The sequence below is a fragment of the Streptomyces sp. KR55 genome, assembly GCF_052245645.1.
GTDB lineage: Bacteria > Actinomycetota > Actinomycetes > Streptomycetales > Streptomycetaceae > Streptomyces > Streptomyces flavusporus.
On record NZ_JBQQCE010000004.1, the window covers coordinates 37,760 to 61,114 of the forward strand.

Annotated in this window: 23 protein-coding genes, 1 tRNA gene and 1 pseudogene; 12 read left to right on the plus strand and 13 right to left on the minus strand. The window is 70.0% G+C overall.

The genetic code is table 11. The features are described from left to right. Window positions 1–4 precede the first annotated feature (4 nt). Window positions 5–838 carry an AraC family transcriptional regulator gene (locus ACTWQJ_RS01170; RefSeq protein WP_443304725.1) on the minus strand — a complete coding sequence of 278 codons (834 nt, stop codon included), beginning with the start codon at window positions 836–838 and terminating at the stop codon, window positions 5–7. Here ACTWQJ_RS01170 and ACTWQJ_RS01175 point away from each other — a divergent pair. Continuing rightward, the gene (locus ACTWQJ_RS01175) at window positions 837–1,313 is read left to right on the plus strand and encodes a DUF2000 family protein (RefSeq protein WP_443304744.1); all 477 of its coding nucleotides are present in this window, start codon (window positions 837–839) and stop codon (window positions 1,311–1,313) included. The genes ACTWQJ_RS01170 and ACTWQJ_RS01175 overlap by 2 nt on opposite strands. A gap of 6 nt (window positions 1,314–1,319) precedes the next feature. Here the strand turns inward: ACTWQJ_RS01175 and ACTWQJ_RS01180 are convergent, their stop codons facing one another. Beyond that, window positions 1,320–2,576: an MDR family MFS transporter gene (locus tag ACTWQJ_RS01180; RefSeq protein WP_443304726.1), complete on the minus strand. Its 1,257-nt coding sequence runs from the start codon at window positions 2,574–2,576 to the stop codon at window positions 1,320–1,322. Between the two features lie 182 nt (window positions 2,577–2,758). On the opposite strand from ACTWQJ_RS01180, the gene ACTWQJ_RS01185 reads away from it, so the two are divergent. Beyond that, complete coding sequence (locus ACTWQJ_RS01185) at window positions 2,759–3,520, plus strand: phosphoglyceromutase (RefSeq protein ID WP_443304728.1); 762 nt, start codon at window positions 2,759–2,761, stop codon at window positions 3,518–3,520. Window positions 3,521–4,140: 620 nt separating this feature from the next. Here ACTWQJ_RS01185 and ACTWQJ_RS01190 read toward each other — a convergent pair. The 3 genes from ACTWQJ_RS01190 to phoU form a co-directional block, all read right to left on the minus strand. Further along, the gene (locus ACTWQJ_RS01190; RefSeq protein WP_224734858.1) at window positions 4,141–4,389 is read right to left on the minus strand and encodes an SCO4226 family nickel-binding protein; all 249 of its coding nucleotides are present in this window, start codon (window positions 4,387–4,389) and stop codon (window positions 4,141–4,143) included. 113 nt (window positions 4,390–4,502) lie between these two features. Continuing rightward, complete coding sequence (locus ACTWQJ_RS01195; protein WP_165396262.1) at window positions 4,503–4,664, minus strand: hypothetical protein; 162 nt, start codon at window positions 4,662–4,664, stop codon at window positions 4,503–4,505. Between the two features lie 125 nt (window positions 4,665–4,789). Beyond that, window positions 4,790–5,467 (minus strand): phosphate signaling complex protein PhoU, encoded by a 678-nt coding sequence (gene phoU / locus ACTWQJ_RS01200; RefSeq protein WP_224734860.1) that lies wholly within the window; start codon window positions 5,465–5,467, stop codon window positions 4,790–4,792. Window positions 5,468–5,703: 236 nt separating this feature from the next. Here phoU and ACTWQJ_RS01205 point away from each other — a divergent pair, with 236 nt between their 5' ends. After that, on the plus strand, window positions 5,704–6,966 hold the full coding sequence (locus ACTWQJ_RS01205; protein WP_224734861.1) for a sensor histidine kinase: 1,263 nt from the start codon (window positions 5,704–5,706) through the stop codon (window positions 6,964–6,966). Next, entirely contained in the window at window positions 6,963–7,643 is a 681-nt protein-coding gene (locus tag ACTWQJ_RS01210; RefSeq protein WP_129798507.1) for a response regulator transcription factor, read from the plus strand. Before ACTWQJ_RS01205 ends, ACTWQJ_RS01210 begins: the two co-directional genes overlap by 4 nt. A 70-nt stretch (window positions 7,644–7,713) precedes the next feature. On the opposite strand, the gene ACTWQJ_RS01215 is transcribed toward ACTWQJ_RS01210, so the two are convergent. Continuing rightward, on the minus strand, window positions 7,714–8,412 hold the full coding sequence (locus ACTWQJ_RS01215) for a DUF461 domain-containing protein (RefSeq protein WP_443304729.1): 699 nt from the start codon (window positions 8,410–8,412) through the stop codon (window positions 7,714–7,716). A gap of 584 nt (window positions 8,413–8,996) precedes the next feature. Between ACTWQJ_RS01215 and ACTWQJ_RS01220 the strand changes: the two genes are divergently transcribed. From ACTWQJ_RS01220 to ACTWQJ_RS01245, 6 genes are all read left to right on the plus strand, one after another. Next, complete coding sequence (locus ACTWQJ_RS01220) at window positions 8,997–9,479, plus strand: CarD family transcriptional regulator (RefSeq protein ID WP_003953493.1); 483 nt, start codon at window positions 8,997–8,999, stop codon at window positions 9,477–9,479. A gap of 300 nt (window positions 9,480–9,779) precedes the next feature. After that, window positions 9,780–10,520, plus strand: coding sequence for a 2-C-methyl-D-erythritol 4-phosphate cytidylyltransferase (ispD, locus tag ACTWQJ_RS01225; protein WP_443304730.1), 741 nt, complete (start codon window positions 9,780–9,782; stop codon window positions 10,518–10,520). Next, window positions 10,510–11,004 (plus strand): 2-C-methyl-D-erythritol 2,4-cyclodiphosphate synthase, encoded by a 495-nt coding sequence (gene ispF, locus ACTWQJ_RS01230; protein ID WP_443304731.1) that lies wholly within the window; start codon window positions 10,510–10,512, stop codon window positions 11,002–11,004. The genes ispD and ispF overlap by 11 nt, the downstream gene beginning before the upstream one ends. Before the next feature lie 255 nt (window positions 11,005–11,259). After that, window positions 11,260–12,660: a cysteine--tRNA ligase gene (cysS, locus tag ACTWQJ_RS01235; RefSeq protein ID WP_443304732.1), complete on the plus strand. Its 1,401-nt coding sequence runs from the start codon at window positions 11,260–11,262 to the stop codon at window positions 12,658–12,660. Window positions 12,661–12,745: 85 nt separating this feature from the next. Then, window positions 12,746–13,684, plus strand: coding sequence for a 23S rRNA (guanosine(2251)-2'-O)-methyltransferase RlmB (rlmB, locus tag ACTWQJ_RS01240; RefSeq protein WP_443304733.1), 939 nt, complete (start codon window positions 12,746–12,748; stop codon window positions 13,682–13,684). 118 nt (window positions 13,685–13,802) lie between these two features. Then, window positions 13,803–15,551, plus strand: a complete 1,749-nt coding sequence (locus tag ACTWQJ_RS01245; RefSeq protein WP_443304734.1) for a DoxX family protein — start codon at window positions 13,803–13,805, stop codon at window positions 15,549–15,551. Between the two features lie 28 nt (window positions 15,552–15,579). Here the strand turns inward: ACTWQJ_RS01245 and ACTWQJ_RS01250 are convergent, their stop codons facing one another. The 3 genes from ACTWQJ_RS01250 to ACTWQJ_RS01260 all read right to left on the minus strand — a co-directional run bounded on the left by ACTWQJ_RS01250 (window position 15,580) and on the right by ACTWQJ_RS01260 (window position 18,239). After that, window positions 15,580–16,311 carry a nucleotidyltransferase family protein gene (locus ACTWQJ_RS01250; protein ID WP_443304735.1) on the minus strand — a complete coding sequence of 244 codons (732 nt, stop codon included), beginning with the start codon at window positions 16,309–16,311 and terminating at the stop codon, window positions 15,580–15,582. A 121-nt stretch (window positions 16,312–16,432) separates the two neighbouring features. Further along, window positions 16,433–16,888 (minus strand): hypothetical protein, encoded by a 456-nt coding sequence (locus ACTWQJ_RS01255; RefSeq protein ID WP_409471212.1) that lies wholly within the window; start codon window positions 16,886–16,888, stop codon window positions 16,433–16,435. A gap of 214 nt (window positions 16,889–17,102) precedes the next feature. After that, window positions 17,103–18,239 carry an ABC transporter ATP-binding protein gene (locus tag ACTWQJ_RS01260; protein WP_443304736.1) on the minus strand — a complete coding sequence of 379 codons (1,137 nt, stop codon included), beginning with the start codon at window positions 18,237–18,239 and terminating at the stop codon, window positions 17,103–17,105. 217 nt (window positions 18,240–18,456) lie between these two features. Here ACTWQJ_RS01260 and ACTWQJ_RS01265 point away from each other — a divergent pair. Then, window positions 18,457–18,530: transfer RNA gene (locus ACTWQJ_RS01265), tRNA-Thr, on the plus strand. A gap of 77 nt (window positions 18,531–18,607) precedes the next feature. Here ACTWQJ_RS01265 and ACTWQJ_RS01270 read toward each other — a convergent pair. The 4 genes and pseudogenes from ACTWQJ_RS01270 to ACTWQJ_RS01285 form a co-directional block, all read right to left on the minus strand. Beyond that, window positions 18,608–19,747 (minus strand): tyrosine-type recombinase/integrase, encoded by a 1,140-nt coding sequence (locus tag ACTWQJ_RS01270; RefSeq protein ID WP_443304737.1) that lies wholly within the window; start codon window positions 19,745–19,747, stop codon window positions 18,608–18,610. After that, window positions 19,747–19,947 (minus strand): helix-turn-helix domain-containing protein, encoded by a 201-nt coding sequence (locus ACTWQJ_RS01275; RefSeq protein WP_443304738.1) that lies wholly within the window; start codon window positions 19,945–19,947, stop codon window positions 19,747–19,749. Before ACTWQJ_RS01275 ends, ACTWQJ_RS01270 begins: the two co-directional genes overlap by 1 nt. Before the next feature lie 71 nt (window positions 19,948–20,018). After that, window positions 20,019–21,473: a DNA primase family protein gene (locus ACTWQJ_RS01280; RefSeq protein ID WP_443304739.1), complete on the minus strand. Its 1,455-nt coding sequence runs from the start codon at window positions 21,471–21,473 to the stop codon at window positions 20,019–20,021. Between the two features lie 329 nt (window positions 21,474–21,802). Next, window positions 21,803–22,355, minus strand: a pseudogene (locus tag ACTWQJ_RS01285) (DNA primase); the annotation flags it as partial. Between the two features lie 119 nt (window positions 22,356–22,474). Between ACTWQJ_RS01285 and ACTWQJ_RS01290 the strand changes: the two are divergent. Further along, complete coding sequence (locus ACTWQJ_RS01290) at window positions 22,475–23,149, plus strand: histone deacetylase (protein ID WP_443304740.1); 675 nt, start codon at window positions 22,475–22,477, stop codon at window positions 23,147–23,149. Window positions 23,150–23,355: the final 206 nt, after the last annotated feature.

Here is a 23,355-nt window from a genome sequence, read left to right on the forward strand (position 1 = left end):
GAGGTCACCACCATGGCCTTTTGACTGTCCTCGCGTAGCGCCCCGGCGGAACCCCCACCAACTTCCGGAAGTGCCGGGTGAGATGGGACTGGTCGTAGAAGCCGGTCACCGCTGCGACCTCGCCCGGCGGCCGTCCGTCAAGGAGCAGCCGGCGGGCACGCTCGACGCGGCGGGACATCAGGTACTGGTGCGGGGCGATGCCGTAGGCGGTGCTGAACGCCCGTACGAGATGGGCGCGATGGGCGTGGAGCAGCCCGGCTGCCTCGTCGAGGGTGACGCCCTGCACGACGCGCTCGTCGAGGAGTTCGCGCAGGTGGCGGGCGAGGGCAGGGTCGGGGCGGCGGGTGCCCACCACGGCCTTGTCCGTCGGCCGCAGGTGCGCGCGCAGCCGCTCCCCGATAAGGGTCAGCCGGCTGTCCGCCTCCAGCTCGTCGCCGGGGCGGGAGAGCGCGGTGTGCAACTGGCCGACGCGCAGGCGCAGTACGGGGTCACGGAGATCGGGGGAGTCCACCGCCGGGCCGATCAGGTCCTCGCCCAGCCGGGTGCCGTCCAGGTACAGCACGCGCTTGCGGAAGCCGTGCGGGGTGGCGGCGGAGCCGTTGTGGGGGACGTGCGGCGGCAGCAGGGACACCGTGTCGTGCGGTGTGCCGTGCTCGTGCCGGTCCAGGTCGTACCGTACGGCGCCGTCGTCGACGATGAGCAGCGTCCACGCCTCGTGGACGTGCATCGGATACGCGTACTCGGTGAAGTGGGCGTGGAAGACCTCCACGACGCCCCTGACGCGCGGGCGCCAGGCGGAGGCGTCCTGCTGCTCGGCCGAGCCCTTGCCGGTGCCCATGCAAAGAACGTACAAGACGGCGTCGTACGCCGGTCGGCAGTCTCGTCCCATGACCACCGAACCCATCCGCTTCGACACCAAGATCGCCGTCCTGCTGCGGGAGGACCTGGAGACCTGGCAGCGGCTCAACGTCACCGCCTTCCTGGTCAGCGGCCTCGGTACGACCGTCCCCGAGGTGATCGGCGAGCCGTACGAGGACGCCGACGGCGTGCCGTACCTGCCCATGTTCCGCCAGCCGGTGCTGGTCTTCGAGGGCACGAAGGAGACCCTCACCGCGGCGCACGCGCGCGTGCTGTCCCGCGCCCTCCCGCGCGCGGTCTTCACTTCGGACCTCTTCACCACGGGCAACGACCGCGACAACCGGTCCGCCGTACGGGCCGTACCGACGGCGGAGCTGGACCTGGTGGGGCTCGCGGTGTACGGACCCCGCAACGCCGTGGACAAGGTACTCAAGGGCGCACGGATGCACCCCTGAGGGACGTCATGCGGCGCTGACCTCGGGCTTCGCGGTGGTCGGCGCCGTGGGGCCCGGCGTGTCCTCGGCCGGCAGGCGGCGCATCAGGGCGCCGTAGCCGAGGGCCGCCAACGTGCCGACGGCCGCGCACAGTCCCCACAGCCACTCGGCGCCGAACCGGTCGATGACGAAGCCGGACATCAGGGGAGCGACGAGGGCGGCGACGGACCAGGACATGGTGTACATGCCCTGGTAGCGCCCGCGGCCGTGCACCGGCGACAGGCGCACGACCAGACCGGTCTGCGTGGGCGCGTTGACGATCTCCGCCAGGGTCCACACGCAGACGGTGAGTGCGAAGACCCCGACGGACCCGGCGAAGGCGGTGAGCCCGAACCCGTAGCCGGCGAGCAGGGACGAGATCACGAGCAGCCGACGCGGATCCCTGTGCTCGATGAACCGCGTGACCGGGATCTGCAAGGCGACGATCAGGACACCGTTGACGGCGATCGCCATGCCGTAGTCCGCGGGCGCGAACCCGGCCTCGCCCATCGCGATCGGCAGACCGACCGAGCCCTGCTGGAAGACCAGCGCGACCAAGAAGGACAACCCGACGACGCTCATGAACCGCCCGTCGCGCAGCACGGTCCCGAGCCCCACGGCCTCCTCCTCGGCCGCGGCGACCGTCTGGACGGGCCGGGACTCGGGCAGCTTGACGAACACGACGATCGCGCAGGCCATGGTCATCCCGGCCTCCAGCAGGAAGCCGGCGAGATAGCTGACCTCGGCGATGAAACCGGCTGCCATGGAGGACACGGCGAAGCCGAGGTTGATCGCCCAGTAGTTCAGGGAGAAGGCCCGCACCCGGTCCTCGGGCCGCACGATGTCGGCCATCATCGCCTGCACGGCCGGCCGCGAGGCATTGGAGGCGGCACCGACCAGGAACGCGACGGCGGCGATGGCCACCGGATGGTGCATGAACCCGAGCAGCGCGACGGACACGGCGGTGGACGCCTGCGCGACGAGCAGGGTGGGCCGCCGCCCCAGCCGGTCCGCCATCACACCCCCGCCGAGGGAGGACAGGACGCCGCCCAGTCCGTGCAGCGCCGCGACCAGACCGGCGTACGAGGCGGAGTACCCGCGGTCGAGGGTCAGGTAGAGCGCCATGAAGGTGGCGACGAAGCCACCGAGCCGGTTGACGAGGGTGCTGGTCCACAGCCACCAGAACTCGCGGGGGAGCCCGGAGACGGTCTCTGTGGCGGCGCGTCTCAGGCTGGCGAGTGACATCGAGGATCCCCCACGGAAGTAAGCGGCTCGGATGCAAGCGGCGTAGATGTAAGCGCCCCTCGCGGCAACCACACCTTACGAACCGACCCTCCGGGGCGGCCACTCAATTAACAGATCCCGTCAACCGTCCACGCTTCGGCCGGGCGCGCAAGCGATCAGGGCCTTCGATTACGCTCAGAGCCATGGCCGACGCACCGTACAAGCTGATCCTCCTCCGCCACGGCGAGAGCGAGTGGAACGCGAAGAACCTGTTCACCGGCTGGGTGGACGTCAACCTCAACGAGAAGGGCGAGAAGGAGGCGGTCCGCGGCGGTGAGCTGCTCAAGGACGCCGGCCTGCTGCCCGACGTGGTCCACACGTCCCTCCAGAAGCGCGCCATCCGCACCGCCCAGCTCGCGCTGGAGGCCGCCGACCGCCACTGGATCCCGGTCCACCGCTCCTGGCGGCTGAACGAGCGCCACTACGGCGCCCTCCAGGGCAAGGACAAGGCGCAGACCCTCGCCGAGTTCGGCGAGGAGCAGTTCATGCTGTGGCGCCGCTCGTACGACACCCCGCCCCCGCCGCTGGCGGACGGCGCCGAGTTCTCCCAGTCGGACGACCCGCGCTACGCCTCCATCCCCCCGGAGCTGCGCCCGCGCACGGAGTGCCTGAAGGACGTCGTGGTCCGCATGCTCCCGTACTGGTACGACGGCATCGTCCCCGACCTGCTGGCCGGCCGCACGGTCCTGATCGCCGCCCACGGCAACTCCCTGCGCGCCCTGGTCAAGCACCTCGACGGCATCTCCGACGCGGACATCGCGGGCCTGAACATCCCGACCGGCATCCCGCTGTCCTATGAACTGGACGCCGACTTCAAGCCGGTCAACCCCGGCGGCACGTACCTCGACCTTGAGGCGGCTGCGGCGGCGATCGAGGCGGTCAAGAATCAGGGCAAGAAGAAGTAACGCCCCTCAAGTAAGCCCCCTGCCTGCGCATTTCTGCGGGCAGGGGGCTTTTCGGAGAGATATCGCCTGCTCCTGCATCAACGGGACGATCCGCCCAGTGGTCCGGGCCCGCCGAGGTGAGTGGGATCGAACATGTGATGACCGGTATCCCCGTGATGACCGGTGTCGTCGCCCCGCACGTGACCGTCAGCGCCCCGCATGTGACCGTCAGACTGAGGTGAGCAGGAGTCCTGCCGCTTTGTGGTGCCCTGGGTCCCGAACAGGAGACCCCAAAGGAGGCCTTGTTCGAGGCCGTGCTTCTGCTTGTCGGTCACTTCGCACTTCTGCTGGCCGGACGACTTCTCCTCGCCAGCCGGCGGGTCGGCCTCGGCTGCGGCGGCTGAGGCGGAGGTCAGGGCTGCCGCGACGCTGATGATGGCTGCAGCTGCCGAGCGCGCGAGGGATGGGTGCAAACAGTGCACTCGTGGCGTCTTCATGATCACACCCTGTGCGGAGAAGGGCCCGGCAGGAAAGCCGACAGTCCCTCGGGCAGGCAACTCAACCCGATCGGTCGATCTCCCTCGGCCCCCGTCGGCGGGTAGTCGCGGGCAGGGGCCGGTGGTGTTGCCGTGGCGGCGGGGTCAGACCGTCAGCGGTACCGGATGGATCTCGTCCGCCTTGTGGCCGGCGCGTTCGTGGATGCGCTGGACCGCTTCCGCCGAGGGGGCCTCGGACAGGCAGTAGACGACTCCGGAGTCCGGGTCCGCCCAGGCCTGCTTGAAGTGCACGCCCTCTTCCCCTTCTATCGCGAGGTCGGCCTGGTGGGCCTGGCGCAGCTGGTCGGCCGTGATGCCCCGCATGTCGTGGTGGACGTCCATGAACTCAGCCATGGCCTCGCACCTCCTTCCCGTCCTTACTCCATGCTGCGCCCGTGCCGCAGGCAGGGCGACGCGAAGGGCCCCCGGCGTCGGCGCCGGGAGCCCTCAGGCGTCGTGGAGCGGAGTCAGCACTGGCAGGGATTGCCCTGCTGGCAGCCGCACGTGCAGCCCGAGCCGCAGCCGCACGCGCCGATGAGCGTGAGGCTGTTGATCTCGGCGGGCTGTTCGCTGGCGCGTTCCTGGGTGGGGTCGGGCGTCGTACCGGGCGTGCTGGGGGATTCGGCCATGGGTCCCTCCTCAAGGCTGGTGCCTGTCAGCCCATTGCAGCCCCGTTTGCCGGGCGCATCAACGGCGCACTGTGGCTCGCGCACGCAGCGGCCCGGCCAGGTCAGGGGTTTCGCGCGCCCGTCGCTCAGGCCCCTTCGACGTGGATCTCGGGCTGGAGCTCGTCCGCGTGCTCGCCGGTGACCAGGAACACCACGCGCTTGGCGACGGCCACCGCGTGGTCGGCGAAACGCTCGTAGTAGCGGCCGAGGAGCGTGACGTCGACCGCGGTCTCGATGCCGTGCTTCCAGCGCTCGTCGATGAGGTGCTGGAACAGCGTGCGGTGCAGCAGGTCCATCGCGTCGTCGTCGGTTTCCAGCTGCATCGCCAGATCGATGTCCTTGGTGACGAGGACCTCGGCGGTCTTGGCCATCAGACGCTGCGCGAGCTGGCCCATCTCCAGGATCGTGGCGTGCAGGTCGTGCGGGACCGCCCGCTCGGGGAAGCGCAGCCGGGCGAGCTTGGCCACGTGCTGGGCGAGGTCGCCGGAGCGTTCGAGGTCGGCGCTCATGCGCAGCGAGGTGACCACTATCCGGAGATCCGTGGCCACCGGCTGCTGGCGGGCCAGCAGGGCTATCGCCCGGGCCTCCAGGTCGTGCTGGAGCTCGTCGACCTTCTTGTCGGCCTCGATCACGCTCTCGGCCAGCTTCAGATCGGCATCGAGAATGGCTGTCGTGGCGCGCCCGATCGCCGACCCGACCAGCCGGGCCATCTCGACCAGGCTGTCGCCGATCGAGTCCAGTTCCTCGTGGTACGCGTCCCGCATCAGGGTTCCCTCTCGTGCGATTTCTGGGGGGATTCATTCGGGGATTCAGAGGGCCGGTGGCCCGTGGTGAAGCCGGTCTTACGAACCCCACGCTCCCACGTTCCGGTCCCTACGCGTCCGTTTCCGCCTCCTCAAATGAACCATCCCTGGCTCCAAGGTGAACTCTGGGCGACGAGTGTTCGAGGTCGCACCCGGACGGCTGTGGGCAACCATTAGGGCATGCCTAACCTGGATGCATGGACGTGAACGCGGCGGTCGCCGCAGCGGCAGCGATCGCCGGTGTGCTCACCGGTGTCATCGCCATGCTGGCGTTCCGCTGGAGCGAACGCGACCTGAAGCGCCCCACCCGGACCTCTCTGCACACCGACCCGGTGCTTCCGCCCGGCGTCGACACGGTGCTGTCCGTGCTGCGCTCCTCGGCCGTCGTCCTGGACGAGGCCGACGCCGTCGTCAAGGCCAGCTCCGCGGCGTACGCCCTCGGACTGGTCCGCGGCGGCAAGCTCGCCGTCGACCCCATGCTGCAGATGGCCCGCGACACCCGGCGCGACGGTGAGATACGCCAGGTGGAGCTGGACCTGCCCCGGCGCGGCAGCGGCCGCGGCGAGGCCCTCGCCGTCTCCGCCCGGGTCGCCCCGCTGGGCTCCCGGCTGGTGCTGCTGCTGGTCGAGGACCTCACCGAGGCCCGCCGGATAGAGGCGGTACGACGCGACTTCGTCGCCAATGTCAGCCACGAGCTCAAGACCCCCGTCGGCGCGCTCTCCCTCCTGTCCGAGGCCGTCATGGACGCCTCCGACGACCCCGAGGCCGTGGAGCGCTTCGCCGGCCGGATGCAGATCGAGGCGACCCGGCTGACCAACCTGGTGCAGGAGCTCATCGACCTCTCCCGGGTCCAGAACGACGACCCGCTGGAGGACGCCGAGCCGGTCCGGGTGGACGAGCTGGTCGCCGAGGCCATCGACCGGTGCCGCCACCAGGCGGGCACCAAGCAGATCACCATGGCCGCCGGCGGTACCGCCGACCTGCATGTCTGGGGAAACCGCAGCAAGCTGGCCGCGGCCCTCGGCAACCTGGTCGAGAACGCCGTCAACTACTCTCCCGCCCGCACCCGCGTCGGCATCGCCGCCCGCCGGGTGAACGGCTCCGGCGGGGACATCATCGAGATCGCCGTCACCGACCAGGGCATCGGCATCTCCGACAAGGACAAGGAGCGCATCTTCGAGCGCTTCTACCGAGTCGACCCGGCCCGCTCCCGTGCCACCGGTGGTACGGGCCTCGGGCTGGCGATCGTCAAGCACGTGGCCGCCTCGCACGGCGGGGAGGTCACGGTGTGGAGCTCGGAGGGACAGGGCTCCACCTTCACGCTGCGGCTGCCGGAGGCGGGTCAGGCCCGCGACCGGGCGCACCAGCACCCCGCTCCTGACGAGGCCGGGCAGTCCGCCGACTCGTCCCCCGACACACCCCCGTACGAATCACTTCCTGCCCCGGAGGTCCTTCCGTGACCCGAGTGCTCGTCGTCGAGGACGAGGAGTCCTTCTCCGACGCTCTGTCATACATGCTCCGCAAGGAGGGCTTCGAGGTCGCTGTCGCGACCACCGGGCCCGACGGACTCGACGAGTTCGAGCGCAACGGCGCCGACCTCGTCCTCCTCGACCTGATGCTGCCCGGACTGCCGGGCACCGAGGTGTGCCGCCAGCTGCGCGGCCGCTCCAATGTTCCCGTCATCATGGTGACCGCCAAGGACAGCGAGATCGACAAGGTGGTCGGTCTCGAAATAGGAGCCGACGACTACGTCACCAAACCCTTCTCCACCCGCGAGCTGGTCGCCCGCATCCGTGCCGTGCTGCGCCGCCGCGGCGAGCCGGAGGAGGTGGCCCCGGCGGCGCTGGAGGCCGGCCCGGTCCGTATGGACGTCGACCGCCATGTGGTCACCGTCGGCGGCTCCAAGGTCGACCTGCCGCTGAAGGAGTTCGACCTGCTGGAGATGCTGCTGCGCAACGCCGGCCGCGTGCTGACCCGTATGCAGCTCATCGACCGCGTCTGGGGTGCCGACTACGTCGGTGACACCAAAACCCTCGACGTCCACGTCAAGCGACTGCGCGCCAAGATCGAGCCGGATCCGGGCGCGCCGAGGTATCTGGTGACGGTGCGAGGCCTCGGCTACAAGTTTGAGCCGTAAACCGCAGTGCGTACGCAGTGAAGGGCGGGACCTCTCGGTGAGGTCCCGCCCTTCTGCGGTACGACGCTGATCAGTGACCGGCTGCCTCTTCCGCGGGCGACTCCGTCGCCGACGCGGACGCCGCGTCGGTCGGGGTGCCGGACTCAGGGTCGGCCGGCGTGCCGGTGGCGGACCCGGTCTCGTTCGGCGAGGCCGACGCACCGTCGGTGCCCTCGGCGGGCTCCTCGCTCGTGGAGGCCGAAGCCCCGGGCGCGGCCGGCATCTCGGTCGGGCCCCACGAGCTGAAGTAGCTCTCGGCCGGGACGACGAAGGCGCGCAGGCTTACGTTCCCGGTCCGGCTGAAGGAGAAGGTGACCTTCTGCGCGTCGCCGTCGGTGACGCCCTCGGCGTTGCTCAGCACGGCCGAGGCGTTGTTCTTGCCGCCGATGACGACCGAGCCGCCGGCCGGGACGGACAGCTTGCCCCTCCCGGTCGCGGGCGAGATCTGGGCGGTGCCGGCGCCGTCGACGGTGATGGAGTCCAGCGTCTGGGCGGCGCTGCCGCTGTTGAAGACGGTGGCGGAGATGACGGCCGGGCCGGTCGCCTCCGGGTCGGGCTGGGTGATGACCACAGCATTCTGGATCTTGATGTCACCGACGCTGGTGGCCGCGTTGTCCGGCTTGATCTCCAGTGTCTGGGAGTTGTTGCCGGCGCCGCAGGCGGCGAGCGAGGCGATCGAGAACGCGATGGCGGAGGCGGCGAGGGCGCCGCGTCGAAGGCTGCTGCTCACGGCGGCGGCAACTCCTTGAACGCAGGGGCAGCTTTCCTTGTAAAGCCGCCCTAAGTGGCTGTCAGCGGCCCCAGGTTACCGAGCCGTTCCCGCACGGCCGCACCCGACCCTCCCCCGCGAGCGCCCGGCTTCGCTCGGCAGGGCGTACGGCCGGGTGTCCTGTTCCGGCGTGTGACGCGCTCGTACGGCATTCACATAAGCCTTCGCGAAATGTGGGTGAAGGAATGCGTGGCCGACCCGGAATTGATCACCGGCACGGTCGCGCCGAGGGTGTCGTGATCAATTCCGGATTCGTCTCACAGCGGCCCCCGGACGCCGAACGGAGTAGCGGAAGTCGAGCGTTTGGAACCGGACATTTAGGGACGTTCGGCCGGTTGATGGAGTCGCCGGAGGTGCGTAACGTACGCGTTTCGCCCGCCCTGGAGAGCCGCTCCGACCTGCGAATACTTTGTTCCGCGGACGCGGCGAAGCACGTTCCTGTTGCTGTTGTCAAGCCCCGAGATATGCCCTGACCTGCGAAAACGCCATTCAGAAGCTGCCGTTTCCGTGTTACCCTGGATAGCCACGGAAGGGGTACCTGTCACATGACGTTCAAGGTTGGCGACACCGTGGTCTATCCCCATCACGGGGCCGCGCTGATCGAGGCCATCGAAACTCGCCAGATCAAAGGCGTGGACAAGACCTACTTGGTGCTGAAGGTCGCCCAGGGTGACCTGACGGTGCGTGTGCCAGCGGACAATGCGGAGTTCGTCGGCGTACGTGATGTGGTCGGTCAGGACGGGCTGGACCGGGTCTTCGAGGTACTGCGCGCGCCGTATGCCGAGGAGCCCACGAACTGGTCCCGTCGTTACAAGGCAAACCTGGAGAAGCTCGCCTCCGGCGATGTCATCAAGGTCGCGGAAGTCGTACGTGACCTGTGGCGTCGTGAGCGCGAGCGTGGACTCTCCGCCGGTGAGAAGCGCATGCTCGCCAAGGCTCGCCAGATCCTGGTGAGCGAACTCGCCCTCGCGGAGAACACGAACGAGGACAAGGCCGAGGCCCTGCTCGACGAGGTGCTCGCCTCCTGACGCGAGGCAGCAGGCCCGCTGCCGCTGTGGACATCAAAAGCCGGCACGTCGAAATGCCGTGGTGCCCGATGACGTATTGCTGTCGCCGGGCGCTGCGGCATGTTCGCACCCGGACCGGGCATGCTCGTACATCAGACGCCGTACGCCATACGCCGAGGAAATCTCCCCCCGCTACTGTGCGTGCCGGGCTCGGGCAGGAGGCTCGACGAGGGTCACGGAAGGGTCCTGTCAAGCCGTTGTGCGCCCGGCACGCTGAGGCCATACCCAAGTAGGCCGAGCACACAAACCTGACAGGAACCGATGTCTGACGATTCGCGCCCTTCGCGTACCGCCGCGGTGATTCCCGCCGCCGGCCGGGGCGTACGCCTCGGTCCGGGCGCCCCCAAGGCGCTGCGCGCGCTGAACGGCACCCCCATGCTCATCCACGCGGTACGCGCCCTGGCCGCGTCCCGCGCCGTCTCCCTCGTGGTCGTCGTGGCCCCGCCCGACGGAGCCGCCGAGGTCAAGTCACTGCTCGACGCGCACGCGCTGCCCGAGCGCACCGACTTCCTCGTCGTACCGGGCGGGCAGTCCCGCCAGGAGAGCGTGAAGCTCGGCCTGGACGCCCTGCCGCCCGGCTACGACATCGTCCTCGTGCACGACGCCGCCCGGCCGCTGGTGCCGGTCGACACCGTGGACGCCGTGATCGAGGCGGTGCGCGCCGGTGCGCCGGCCGTGGTGCCGGCCCTGCCGCTCGCGGACACGGTGAAGGAGGTCGAGCCCGCCGAGACCCCCGGTGCGCCGGAGCCCGTGGTGGCCACGCCCGCGCGGGCCCGGCTGCGCGCGGTGCAGACACCGCAGGGTTTCGACCGCGAGATCCTGCTGCGCGCCCACGAGACGGTCACCGACAACGTCACCGACGACGCGAGCATGGTCGAACAGCTCGGGGAACAGGTCGTCGTCGTACCCGGGCACGAGGAGGCCTTCAAGGTCACCCGCCCGCTGGACCTGGTCCTGGCGGAGGCGGTCCTGGCGCGCCGGAGGCTGACCGATGGCTTCTGAGGCACCGCTGCTTCCCCAGGTAGGCATCGGTACCGACATCCATGCCTTCGAGGAGGGCCGCGAGCTGTGGTGCGCCGGCCTGAAGTGGGAGGGCGAGGGGCCGGGCCTGGCCGGGCACTCCGACGCGGACGTCGTGGCGCACGCCGCGTGCAACGCGCTGTTCTCCGCCGCCGGGCTCGGTGACCTGGGGCAGCACTTCGGGACCGGACGGCCGGAGTGGTCCGGGGCGTCCGGGGTGGCGCTGCTGACGGAGGCGGCGCGGATCGTGCGTGAGGCGGGGTTCCGGATCGGCAATATCGCGGTGCAGGTCGTCGGGGCCCGGCCGAAGATCGGCAAGCGTCGGGAGGAGGCGCAGAAGGTGCTGTCGGAGGCGGCCGGGGCGCCGGTCTCGGTGTCCGGCGCGACGACCGACGGGCTCGGCTTCCCGGGGCGGGGTGAAGGGCTCATGGCAGTGGCCACCGCGCTGGTGGTGCGGACGGGCTGATTTCGCCCCCGCCGCCCCTACCCGTCCCGTCCTCCAGGGGCTCCGCCCCCTGGCCCCCGCTGGGGCTTCGCCCCAGACCCCTTTCGGGGGCCCGGCCCCCGGACCCCCGCTGGGCTTCGCCCCAAGACCCTTTCTCGGGGGCCGGCCCCCGGACCCCGCTCCTCAAACGCCGGAGGGGCTGTTTTGAACGCCGGAGGCGCTGGTTTGTGGCGTGAACGTCGCAGGGCACTCCCGTCCGCCGACTACCCTGGACTCGTGACTATTCGCCTGTACGACACCAGCGCCCGGCAGATCCGTGACTTCGCCCCGCTCACGCCGGGTTGTGTCTCGATCTACCTGTGTGGCGCCACCGTGCAGGCGGCCCCGCACATCGGGCACATCCGGTCGGGGCTCAACTTCGACATCCTGCGCCGGTGGTTCGAGTACCGGGGCTACGAGGTGACGTTCGTCCGCAATGTCACCGACATCGACGACAAGATCATCTGGAAGGCGGGCGAGCAGAACCGCCCCTGGTGGTCCATCGGGTACGAGAACGAGCGCGCGTTCAACGACGGTTACCGCGCGCTCGGCTGCCTGCCGCCGACGTACGAGCCGCGTGCCACCGGTCACATCACCGAGATGATCGAGATGATGCGCGGCCTCATCGAGCGCGGGCACGCCTACGAGGCCGACGGCAGCGTCTACTTCGACGTACGGTCCTGGCCCGCCTACCTGGAGCTGTCCCGGCAGGACCTGGAGGAGATGCGCCAGCCCGCCGAGGAGGGCATCACCGGCAAGCGCGACCCGCGTGACTTCGCCATGTGGAAGGCCGCCAAGCCCGGTGAGCCCGACTGGGAGAGTCCGTGGGGCCGCGGGCGCCCCGGCTGGCACCTGGAGTGCTCGGCCATGGCGCACAAGTACCTGGGCAGCGCCTTCGACATCCACGGCGGCGGCCTGGACCTGATCTTCCCGCACCACGAGAACGAGATCGCCCAGGCCAAGGCCTTCGGCGACGACTTCGCCCACTACTGGCTGCACAACGCCTGGGTCACCATGAGCGGCGAGAAGATGTCCAAGTCGCTGGGCAACTCGGTGCTCGTGTCCGAGATGGTCAAGCAGTGGCGCCCGATCGTGCTCCGCTACTACCTGGGAACCCCGCACTACCGCTCGACCATCGAGTACAGCGTGGACGCCCTGCGCGAGGCCGAGTCGGCGTTCGCCCGGATCGAGGGCTTCGTGCAGCGCGTCGTCGAGCTGGCCGGCGGCCCCGTCGAGCCCGCCGCCGAGGTACCGCCCTCCTTCGCCGAGGCGATGGACGACGACCTGGGCGTGCCGCAGGCGCTCGCCGTCGTGCACAACACCGTCCGGCAGGGCAACAGTGCGCTGGCCGCCGACGACAAGGAATCCGCCGTGGCCCGCCTCGCCGAGGTCCGCGCCATGCTCGGCGTCCTCGGCCTCGACCCGCTGGACGCCCAGTGGGCCGGTGAGGGTGAGCGCAGCGAAGACCTGCACGGCGTCGTCGACAGCCTCGTACGCCTCGTACTCGACCAGCGTGAGGCGGCCCGCGCCCGTAAGGACTGGGCCACCGCGGACGCCATCCGCGACCAGCTCAAGCAGGCCGGCCTCGCCGTCGAGGACAGCCCGCAGGGACCGCGCTGGACGCTCGGTCCGCGCTGACCACCCAGGATGTGCCGCCCGGCCACTCGGGCGGCACACTTGCACTGACGTACGTACTTCACCGCATCACACAGACAGGTAGGTCATGGCCGCGAACAACCGCCGCATGTCCGGCAAGAAGGGCGCGCAGGTCGGCAGCGGCGGCAAGCGGCGCCGGTCCCTCGAGGGCAAGGGGCCGACGCCCCCCGCCGAGATGCGCAAGGGCCACGCCAAGCAGCGGGCCGCCACTGCGAAGGCCCGTCGCACACAGGGCCGTCCGCCGCAGCGCCGCGGCGGCAAGGCGGCGTCCGAGCTGGTCGTCGGGCGCAACCCGGTCGTCGAGGCGCTGCGCGGGGGCGTGCCCGCCAGCACCCTGTACGTCCAGCAGTTCATCGACAGCGACGAGCGGGTCCGCGAGGCGCTCCAGCTCGCCGCCGAGCGCGGCGGCATCAACCTCATGGAGGCGCCGCGCCCCGAGCTCGACCGCATGACCAACGGGCTCAACCACCAGGGCCTGGTGCTCCAGGTCCCGCCGTACGAGTACGCCCACCCCGAGGACCTCGCCGACGCCGCCGCGGACGAGGGCGAGGACCCGCTGATCGTCGCCCTCGACGGGGTGACCGACCCGCGCAACCTCGGCGCGGTCGTGCGGTCCGTCGCCGCGTTCGGCGGGCACGGTGTGGTCGTGCCCGAGCGGCGCGCGGCCGGAATGACCGCCGGTGCCTGGAAGACGTCCGCCGGTACGGCCGCCCGTACGCCGGTCGCGCGGGCCACCAACCTCACGCGCGCGTTGGAGGCGTACAAGAAGGCCGGCATCGTCGTGGTCGGACTCGCCGCCGACGGGGACGTCGAACTCGGTGAGCTGGACGCCCTCGGCGGCCCCGTCGCCATCGTCGTCGGCAGCGAGGGCAAGGGCCTGTCCCGGCTCGTCGGGGAGACCTGCGACTTCCGGGTGCGGATTCCGATGCCGGGCGGGGCCGAGTCGCTCAACGCCGGTGTGGCGGCGGGGATCGTGCTGTACGAGGCGGCCCGCCGACGGTCGTGAACAACTGTTCGTCGTAGTCGCCCACTCGGGGTGTTCCGGGCGGTCCGGACAAGCTTGACGCGGTCCGGACACTTCCGGCGAGTCAAAGCAGTGTCCTAATCACACGTCACTCGGTTAGATGAGTGTGGACACCAGAACACCCCGCACACCCACGGGGGACCGTTCGTCGGGATTCGACGACGCTCCCGCGCTGAGCATGGTGAAGGTGCCGAGCGATCCGGCGCAGATCATCGTCAACCATGCGAGCTTCCGCGTGCAGTTGGGCACCTCCTCGGGGCGCGCCCAATCCCCGCGCGTCGCACGGCACTTGAGCGCCGCCGCGGACACCGCCCGCACACCCGTCGCCGGCACGGCGGGCAGAGCGGACCGGACGGCCGGCGCCGCCCGTCGCCGTCCCGTCGTCTGGAGCGGCAGGTCCGCCCCGGACGACACCGGCGCCCACCGCCTGCTCCAGGCCGTGCGCGGTGCGGGTGTCCGCCATCCGGAGGAGTCCGCCGCCGACGCCGGAGCCACCCAGGTCATCCCGCGTATCGATGTCGACGCCGGATACGGCGGTGGCCACTACACCGGATACGCCGACTACGACGAGCTGGACCAGACCGTCGAGACCCCCGTCATCGGCGCGCAGCGCATCCCCGGTACCGGCGAGACGCGTCTGCTGCCGCACACGCGCACCGTCGGCAGCGCCTACGACGAACCGGGCCACGGGGGCGAGCAGTTCGACGGCTACGACGGCTACGACGAGCGCGACGAGTACGGCCGCTACGACGGTTACGACGACACCGCCGCCGGTGAGGACATCACCGGGACGCGCACCCGCCGCCAGGGCGACGATCCTGCCCGGCACGCCTATTACCCCGGCCGCCGGATGAACCTCGGCGTCGTCCTCCTCCCGCTGCGGGTCTTCCTCGGCTGCATCTCCATCTACGCCGGCATGGGCAAGCTCTGCGACCCCGTCTTCTTCGACGGCGGCGAGCGCGGGTCCATGGTCAGGTGGCTCAACACCCTGCACCCCTGGGAAGCCGCCGAGCCGCTGCGCCAGTTCGCCCTCCAGCACCCCGTCGGCTCCGGGCTGCTGATCGCCTTCGCCCAGGTCATCGTGGGCGTCCTCACGGTCCTGGGGTGCTGGCAGCGGGTCGCAGCGGTCGGCGGTGCGCTGCTGTCCGCCGCGCTCCTCGTCACCGTCAGCTGGAAGAGCGTCCCCGCCTACGACGCCCCCGACATCATCTACCTCGCTGCCTGGTCGCCGCTGATCATCGCAGGCGCGCCCGTCTACTCCGTCGACGGCCGGCTGGCCGCACTCGCCTGGCGTCGGCTCGGACCCCGCTCCGACATCTGGGAGCTGCGCCGCTACGTCCTGCGCCGCGGCGTCCTCGTCACCGCTGTCGTCACCGGGCTGACCCTGCTCACCGGCTCGCTGCTCGGCGGTGCCGTCCGCGACGCCGACCGGGTCGTCGTCCCCGGCCCCGGCGAGGCCCCGCGCAATGAACTGCCCGGCTCTCCGCTGCCGTCGAAGCCCGGTGAGCGCAGGGAGAGCACCACCCCGTCGGCCACGGCCGGCACCGCGACCACCCCGGGCGCCACCTCGGCCGCCCCCACGGCAGGCGCCGCGACCACGCCGGGCGCCACCGGCGACAGCGGCACCGCCTCCGGCGGCTCGCCCAGCCAGACCCAGGGCACCGGGGGCGGAGCCCCGCCGCAGCAGTCTGCCCCGGCCGAGCAGGCCCCGAGCACCAGCGCCGGCCCGACCGCCGGAGCCTCGACCGGCGGCACGGGCGCCCCGGGCGGCACCGGCGCCGGCGGCTCCTCCGGTGGAGGGTCCTCGTCCTCCGGGGAGCCCGGACTGGTGGGCGGCCTGCTGGGCTAGGGCGGTCGTACGTGCTCGCCGACTCTCCTCAACGGCCCAGTGCGGCCAGCTCCTTTGCGGCCTCCGTGAGGTCCTTCGCGGTGTCGATGGCACGCCAGTAGGCGCCCTGCGGGATCGGGAAGCCGGCCAGGCGGTGTTCCCGGGCCAGACGGGGGAACGTGGTGCGTTCGTGGTCGCCGCGCTCGGGGAGCAGCGCGGCGAACTGGGGGGAGAAGACGTAGACGCCCGCGTTGATCTCGTACGTCGTCGGCGGGGCCTCGATGAAGTCCGTGATGTGCCCGAAGCCGTCCGTCTGCACCGCGCCCCAGGGGAGGCGCGGGCGGGCCAGAGCGAGCGTCGCCACGGCGTCGCGCTCGGTGTGGAAGTCGGCCATGTCGCGCAGCGAGAAGCGGGTCCAGATGTCGCCGTTGGTGGCGTACCAGGGCCGGTCGGGGTGCGGGAGACGAGCGGCGGCGTACTTCAGGCCGCCACCGCGGCCGAGCGGCTCCGTCTCGACGACGGTCGTGACCGTCACCGGCAGGTCGGCGGACGCCAGCCACTCCTGCAGGACCTCGGCGAGGTGGCCGCAGCTGACCACCACGTCGGTCACGCCCTCCTCGGCGAGCCAGGCCAGCTGGTGGCCGATGATCGGCGTCCCTGTGCCGGGGATCTCGACCATCGGCTTGGGCCGGTCGTCGGTGTAGGGGCGCAGCCGGGAGCCCTGACCGCCGGCCAGGATGACCGCCTGGACGGGCCGCGACAGGACGTTCGGATCAGTCATGCCCGGCACTGTACGCGGGGGTGGGATTGGCAGGGTCGGGGGGCGGGGACCGGGATGCGCCGGGCCCCGGGCCCCTGCCCCGGTCAGCGTGCGTGGCCGGGGCAGGAGACCAAGGGCGGGGTCAGGCGTGGGTGGACAGGATGCCTGAGGCGAAGGCGGTGTCGCAGACGGGGCGGGCGTACGACTGGGCTCGGGTCGGGCCGTAGATGCGGACCGCGGCGCGGCCCAGGGCGCGGGCGATGGACGCACAGTGCCCGGCGAGCGAGGGACGCTCGTTGACGGCCTGCTGGAGGTGGGTGAGCGCGACGCCGGGGTTCTGCTCCTGCAGCTCGGTCAGGAGCTGGTCGCGCAGCACCTCGTGCGGGGCGCGGGTGGCGGTGCGCGACGTGGCGCCGGAGGCCGAGACGTCCGAGGCGGTGAGCACCGAGCTCTCGGGGTTCCCCGACCAGTTGACCCGCGTGACCGCGAGGGTCCCGGAGAGCACCAGGACGACGGGCAGAACGAGGGCGAGGGTGCGGCCGATCCGGCGGGCGGGGCCCTGGCCGCGTCGCGTGGGTTGGGTGGTGGAGTGCTTCACGCGAGTGAGGGTAGCGCCCCGTAATGATTTGGCGACATTTGGTCACCGGTTCGGGGGATGAAGTAGGGCCTATTTTTGGTGCCGGGTTGACGCACGCTGCTCGAAATGAGCCGGTGTGCCGGGGTATTTGTCGACAAGAAAAAGGGCCCCGCCGCAGGCAGCGGGGCCCTTTTCGTCAACCTGGGTGAATTACCCGGGATGGGTGTTTGGTGCGTCAGTCGGAGAGCCGCTCGCCCGTCGAGGTCGAGAAGACGTGAGTCTCGCCCGGCCGCGGCACGACGTGCAGCGTGGCGCCCTTCTCCGGGACTGCACGGCCGCTGACGCGGACGACCAGGTCCTTGAGGTCGTCGCCGACCTTGGCGCTGCCGTAGACGTAGCCGTCGGCGCCGAGCTCCTCGACGACGTTCACGGAGACGGCGAGACCGGCCGGGGCGTCCTCGGTGTCCTTGGACAGGGCGGAGGCGGCGGCGCCGTTGTGCTCGACCACGTCGAAGTGCTCGGGGCGGACGCCGACGGTGACCGTGCGGTCACCCTTGTCGGAGGCGGCCTTCAGCGCCTCGCGGTTGACCGGCACCACGCTGTTGCCGAACTTCACGCCGCCGTCGGTGATCGGGACCTCGACGAGGTTCATCGCCGGGGAGCCGATGAAGCCGGCCACGAAGAGGTTGGCCGGGCGGTCGTACATGTTGCGCGGCGAGTCGACCTGCTGGAGCAGACCGTCCTTCAGCACGGCCACCCGGTCGCCCATCGTCATGGCCTCGACCTGGTCGTGGGTGACGTAGACGGTGGTGATGCCGAGGCGGCGCTGCAGCGAGGCGATCTGCGTACGGGTGGACACGCGGAGCTTGGCGTCCAGGTTGGACAGCGGCTCGTCCATGAGGAACACCTGCGGCTCACGCACGATGGCGCGGCCCATGGCGACACGCTGGCGCTGACCACCGGAGAGCGCCTTCGGCTTGCGGTCCAGGTACTCGGTGAGGTCGAGGATCTTCGCGGCCTCCTCGACCTTCTGCCGGATCTCCGTCTTGTTGACGCCGGCGATCTTGAGCGCGAAGCCCATGTTGTCGGCGACGGTCATGTGCGGGTACAGGGCGTAGTTCTGGAACACCATGGCGATGTCCCGGTCCTTGGGCGGCAGATGCGTGACGTCGCGCTCACCGATGCGGATGGCGCCGGAGTTGACGTCCTCCAGGCCCGCGAGCATCCGCAGGGAGGTGGACTTGCCGCAACCGGACGGACCGACCAGGACGAGGAACTCCCCGTCCTCGATCTCGATGTCGAGTGCGTCGACGGCGGGCTTGGTGGAACCCGGGTAGATCCGGGTCGCCTTGTCGAACGAGACAGTGGCCATGGTGAATGGGCCCCCTTCTACCGGCAGGAACGTGCCGGACGATCCGTTGTAGGAAGGTGGTGGTGTAGTCCACGAGAGCGGACTGGCTCAGGACGGTACCTGCCGTTCACCCGTTCTGTCAGTAGTCCGGGGGCTGTGAACTTCGCGGAAATTTTCGACAGGGCTCGGCCGGGACCTGGGTACACTGCACAGGCACGTACGTCACGCGCGCGTGCAGGCCTCCTTAGCTCAGCTGGTCAGAGCGCCGCTCTTGTAAAGCGAAGGTCGTCGGTTCGAATCCGACAGGGGGCTCTAGCTGTGACCAGGGAAACACGCCCCCGCGACACGTGATCACGGGGGCGTTGACGGCAGACCTTGACGGCAGTCCCTTACCGGCGCCGTTTGAGCAGCCGGTCCATGTGGCTCATCGCCTCCCGTCGACTGTCGTCGCTCACGTGGGTGTAGACGTTCATCGTCACCGCGATCTGCGAGTGGCCCAGGATCTCCATCACAGTGCGCGGTGCGACGCCGGCCGCGAACAGCAGGGACGCGCACCCGTGCCGGGTGTCATGTAGCCGTACCTGCGGGAGTCCTGCGGATGACGCGATCCTCAGGAAGGACCGGTACAGGTTCCGGGGCTCGACGGGCCGGCCACTGCGGGTGGTGAACACGTGATCGCTCTCGTGCCAGTCCGCGCCGGCTGCGGCCTTCCGCTCGGCCTGCCGTAAACGCTGCCACCGGAGCGGCGCCACGCACATCAGCGGAACGGGGATCACTCGCGCTCGCCGGTTCTTGGTCGTGTCCAAGTACAGCTCCTTGCCGCCTCGGTGCAGCGTGGTCCGGACGGTCAGGGTGCGCCGGTCAAGGTCGACGTCCCGCCACTGAAGCCCCAGGATCTCCCCGCGTCGGAGACCGAGTGCGACGGCCAGAACGAACGCGGGATACAGCGGGTCGGTTCGAGCGGTTTCCAGGAAGGTCAGGGTCTCGTCCAGCGACCAGGGGCGCAGTTCTCGCGGTTCGACTCGCGGTGCGGGGACCAACTGCACGACGTTGCGACTGATCAGTTCCTCACGGCAGGCGGCGGTGAGCGCTGTGCGGAGGACACGGTGCGCCTCTTTGGCCGTTGCCGCCGACGCTTGCGCGGTGACCTCCGAGATCATCCGTCGCACGTTTGCCGTGGTGAGCGACTCCAGGCGGCGACTGCCCAGGAACGGCACGAGGTAGAGCCGCACGTGCATCTCGTACTTCACGTACGTCGTGCGCTTGCGGTTCGGCCGGATGTGCTCCTCCAGCCAATACGGGAGCCACTCGGAGAGCTTGGCCGACCGGGACGGCGTCGGGATCCCCTGGCGGTCGCGCCGCACGAGTTCCTGACGCTTCTCGTCGCACTCCTCCCAGGTGGCGCCGTAGACCGTCTTGCGCTTGCGGGTGCCGTCGGGCTGCGGCACGTAGACGCGCGCCTCGAAGCGCCCGTCCTTGCGCTGCCAGATGCTGCCGGCGCCGTTGGGGTTCCTCTTTCGGGGTGCCATCAGGCTGCGTTCTCCTCGATCTGTTCCTGAATGAAGGCGCGCAGGCTGTCGGGGGAGATGCGGCATGCGCGCCCGACGGTGAAGCTCGCCAACTGGCGGGAGCGGATGAGGTCGTAGACCTTGCTGCGGCTCAGGCGTAGGGCCTTCATGACCTCGGGGACCGTCAGTGCCTCATGGGCCGTGGGCATGGCGGTGCTCATCGGGGTGTGCCTCCTCGGCAGGGCGACAAGGGGCTGAGCAGTGTTGGGCCCGCATTGCTGTGGGTCGCGTCTCAGCGCGACTCAGAGTGGTTTGGCGGGGTGTTGAGTCGCGGTGAGTCACGACGCGGGTGATTGCGGCTCGGACAGGCTGAGGGTGATCCCGGCGTAGGTGGGCACCTGTCGGCCGTACTGATCGCGGGGCGCGTCCGTCGAAGCTGGGGTACGACGGAGAGCAGGTTGCGGCCGAACATCTGCTTCGTGCCAACGCCGCGGACGCCGTTGTCCTCGGCCCACTCCCGCCAGACCGCCCACAGCGTGTCCACGGGAACCGTGCAGGCGGGCCCGGTGGTGCAGCGTTCGCGGACGAACGCGCTGGTCGGGGAGGCGGTGTCCTGCATGATGGCCACCGGTTCCCGCGATGAAGGCGGCTCAGCGATCCGGCCCGTGCGCTCCAGGCGGGCCAGCCCGTCCAGGGCCCAGTTGAGGATGCCGGGCATCTCGGCGGCGAGCCGGTCTGTCAGGCCGGTGTCCTCCTTGCCGAGCCACGACACCGTCATGTTCAGCACCACGAAGCGGCGGGCGATGACCCCGGAGGAGTCGCCGAAGTTCGGCAACTCGTTGGTGAGGATCATCAGCCGGGTGGGCAGCCTGCCCGTCCACGGGTCGCGGAACTTCCGGTCGATGTCGATGGTGTCCTCACCGGAGATGGTCAGCAGCCGTTCGACGACCTGGCCTCCGTCCTTGCCGGACAGGCGCGCATCGGAGATGACCGCAAGCGGCTTGCCGAGCAGGGAGGAAAGGCCGAAGTTGCTGCCGAGTCCGGCGAGGGTGGGGCCGGCGAGGTTCTCGCGTCCGACCAGCTCTTTGAGGACGCGGGCGATGGTGCCCTTGCCCGACCGCGATGGGCCCTTGATGAGCAGGATCTTTTGCTGGTCGGTGCGGCCGGACAGGACATAGCCGAACCATTCCTGAAGCGCGTTGATGGCGTCCAGGTCGTCGGGCCAGATCTGCCGCAGAAAGCGTTCCCAGGTGGGGGCGGTGGCCTGCGGGTCGTATGCGTAGGGCACGGAGACGAGGTTGAAGAATCCGGGCCGGTGCGGGAGCAGGGCGCGGTCGCGGATGCGTAGCAGCCCGTTTTCGCAGGCCACGATGGGGCTGTTGTCCTGCTCGCTCGCGTCGTTCTGGTCGATCCAGGCGGGGGCGTCCACCTCGGTGGGCAGCAGGGTGACGGCGCCGAGTGCGTCCAGAAGGTTGCTGATCTTTTGTTTCGTGGGCGCCCAGTCCCGCGTCTCAGGCTGTCCGTCCTTGCCGGGGGTGCTGTACGTGGCGTGCTCCAGCCGCTTGTACATGGCGGCGCGCATCTGCTGCTCGTCCAGCTCCCGCCAAGAGGTGCCGGTCCAGCGCATCCACGAACCACGCCAGCGGCGGCACAGCAAATGCCCGTCGGGCGTCTGCCAGTCCGGGAGGAGCCGGCGGGCGACGGCCATGGGGTTGGAGGGTGCGGGCAGTTCTTCCGGGCCGGTCATGCGGCGGTCCTCCCCTCCTGCGGCGTTCGGAGCGGGCAGTGGTCGCGGTGGTCTTGGTGGTCTTGGATCAGGGCGAGTACTCGCCGCTGACCGACGGCGCGGCGGTGCCGGCCGCACAGGCACTTCGAGGTGGCGGTAGGCGCCGCGCCGTACGGTGCGCTGATGTGCAGCCACGCCACGACGTAGCGGCCGTCTTCGGCCTGCGGGTCAGGGATAGGAGCAGAAAGGACGCCCTTACGGGCGGCGCCTGTCGACTCGCCCACGGCCGTCCGTGGTGCGGCCTGTACGGCGTCCTGCGGCCCGTTGGCGGGGAGGTTGGGCTTGTCGGGTCATGCTGCCGTCTCCTGGCCGACGTTGAGGCCGTTGGCGACGGCGCGACGGGCGTAGCCCTCGGGAACACCCATCAGGACCGCGGCGGCCACGACTTCCTCACCGAGAGCCTCAAGGTCGCACGGGCCAGGGCAGCCGGCGTGCTGGATGGCCAGGAACCGGGCCACGCCGAACGCCTGCGATCCCGCCCCCCGACTCGGTCCGGGCGCGCACCAAGGTCAGGCCGCGTTCAAGGCCGCTGCGTACGAACCGCGCGGTGTGCCGACAACCGGTGGCAACGATCCGGTCCCAGGTGGGGGGCGCGGGGACGGAAGAGACCACCCTCCCCGGCGCGGGCGTGGTGTCTTCCTTCCTGGCCAGGGCGACGACGGACGACGGCATCCGGGCCATGGTGCCCGTGCCGTATCCGAGCCACCGGGCGTAAGCCATGCGGGACTTGATGTCCACGCCGGGCATGACGGCGTTGGAGGACGGAATGGTGCCGCGGTAGATCCAGTGTTCCCCGCGCGTCGTCGGGACGGTCCGGGTGGCGGGCAGCGTCGTACGCGCCCACTGCTACGACGAGAATGACCGACCACTACGAGTAATGATCACGATCCTTCCGGGAGACCGACACGTCGTCAGGTACGACGTTTCCGCCGAGTGAGCGCGTCTCCCAGGAGCGAACAAGCGTGAAGGCTCTCGAAAGCATTGATCCGACATTGCCGAAGGACTGGCACCCTGAGCAGGTCTGGTACACCTCCTACGGCTCCAACATGCATCTTGATCGGCTCGCCTTCTACATCAGAGGCGGCCAGCCGCCTGGTACTGCAAAGGAGTACCCCGGGTGCCGAAATCCGGCGATGCCGACTCGATCGATCCCGGTGGAACTGACCGGAGCCATGTACTTCGCCACCGAGTCGCCGGTGTGGGGAGGGGGCAGGGCGTTCTATGACCCGCAGGTGAGTGGCCGTGTGCTCGCCAGGGCGCACTTGGTAACTGTCGACCAGTTCTTCGATATCGCCGCCCAGGAGATGTACAGAGATCCAGGAATGAGTCTCGACCTGGTTGACGTGCTGAGGAATGGGCGAGCCGTCTTGGGGGAGGGGCGCTACGAGACGTTGGTGTGCGCTGGCCAAGTTGACGGTCTGCCTGTCCTGACCTTCACCGCCCCATGGGGGATGGACGATGTGCAGTGGGTCCCACCCTCGCCCGCCTACGTGAGTTTCCTGTCTTCAGGGCTCCTGTCGGCTGGCGCGTGGGATCTGCAGGCGGTCGCGTCATACGTCGCAGCCTGCCCCGGCGCGTCTGGCCACTGGTCTGAGCAGGCCATTGCAACCTTGCTCGGCGAATGGGGCGGGCAGTAGCGGTCGCCTGACGAGAACTCCTAATACTCCGGGGCACTCGGTCTCACCGGCGCGACACGCGGGATCGGGGTCTTTCTACCGGTGGTTTGTTAGGGCGGGTTCAGGTAGGGGTTGAGTCGTTGGCCGTGGCTGACTGCGTCGATCAAGTCCTGTAATGCTGCTGGTGGGGGCGTGCTGGACCAGGCTTTCCACCAGCGTTGCAGCAT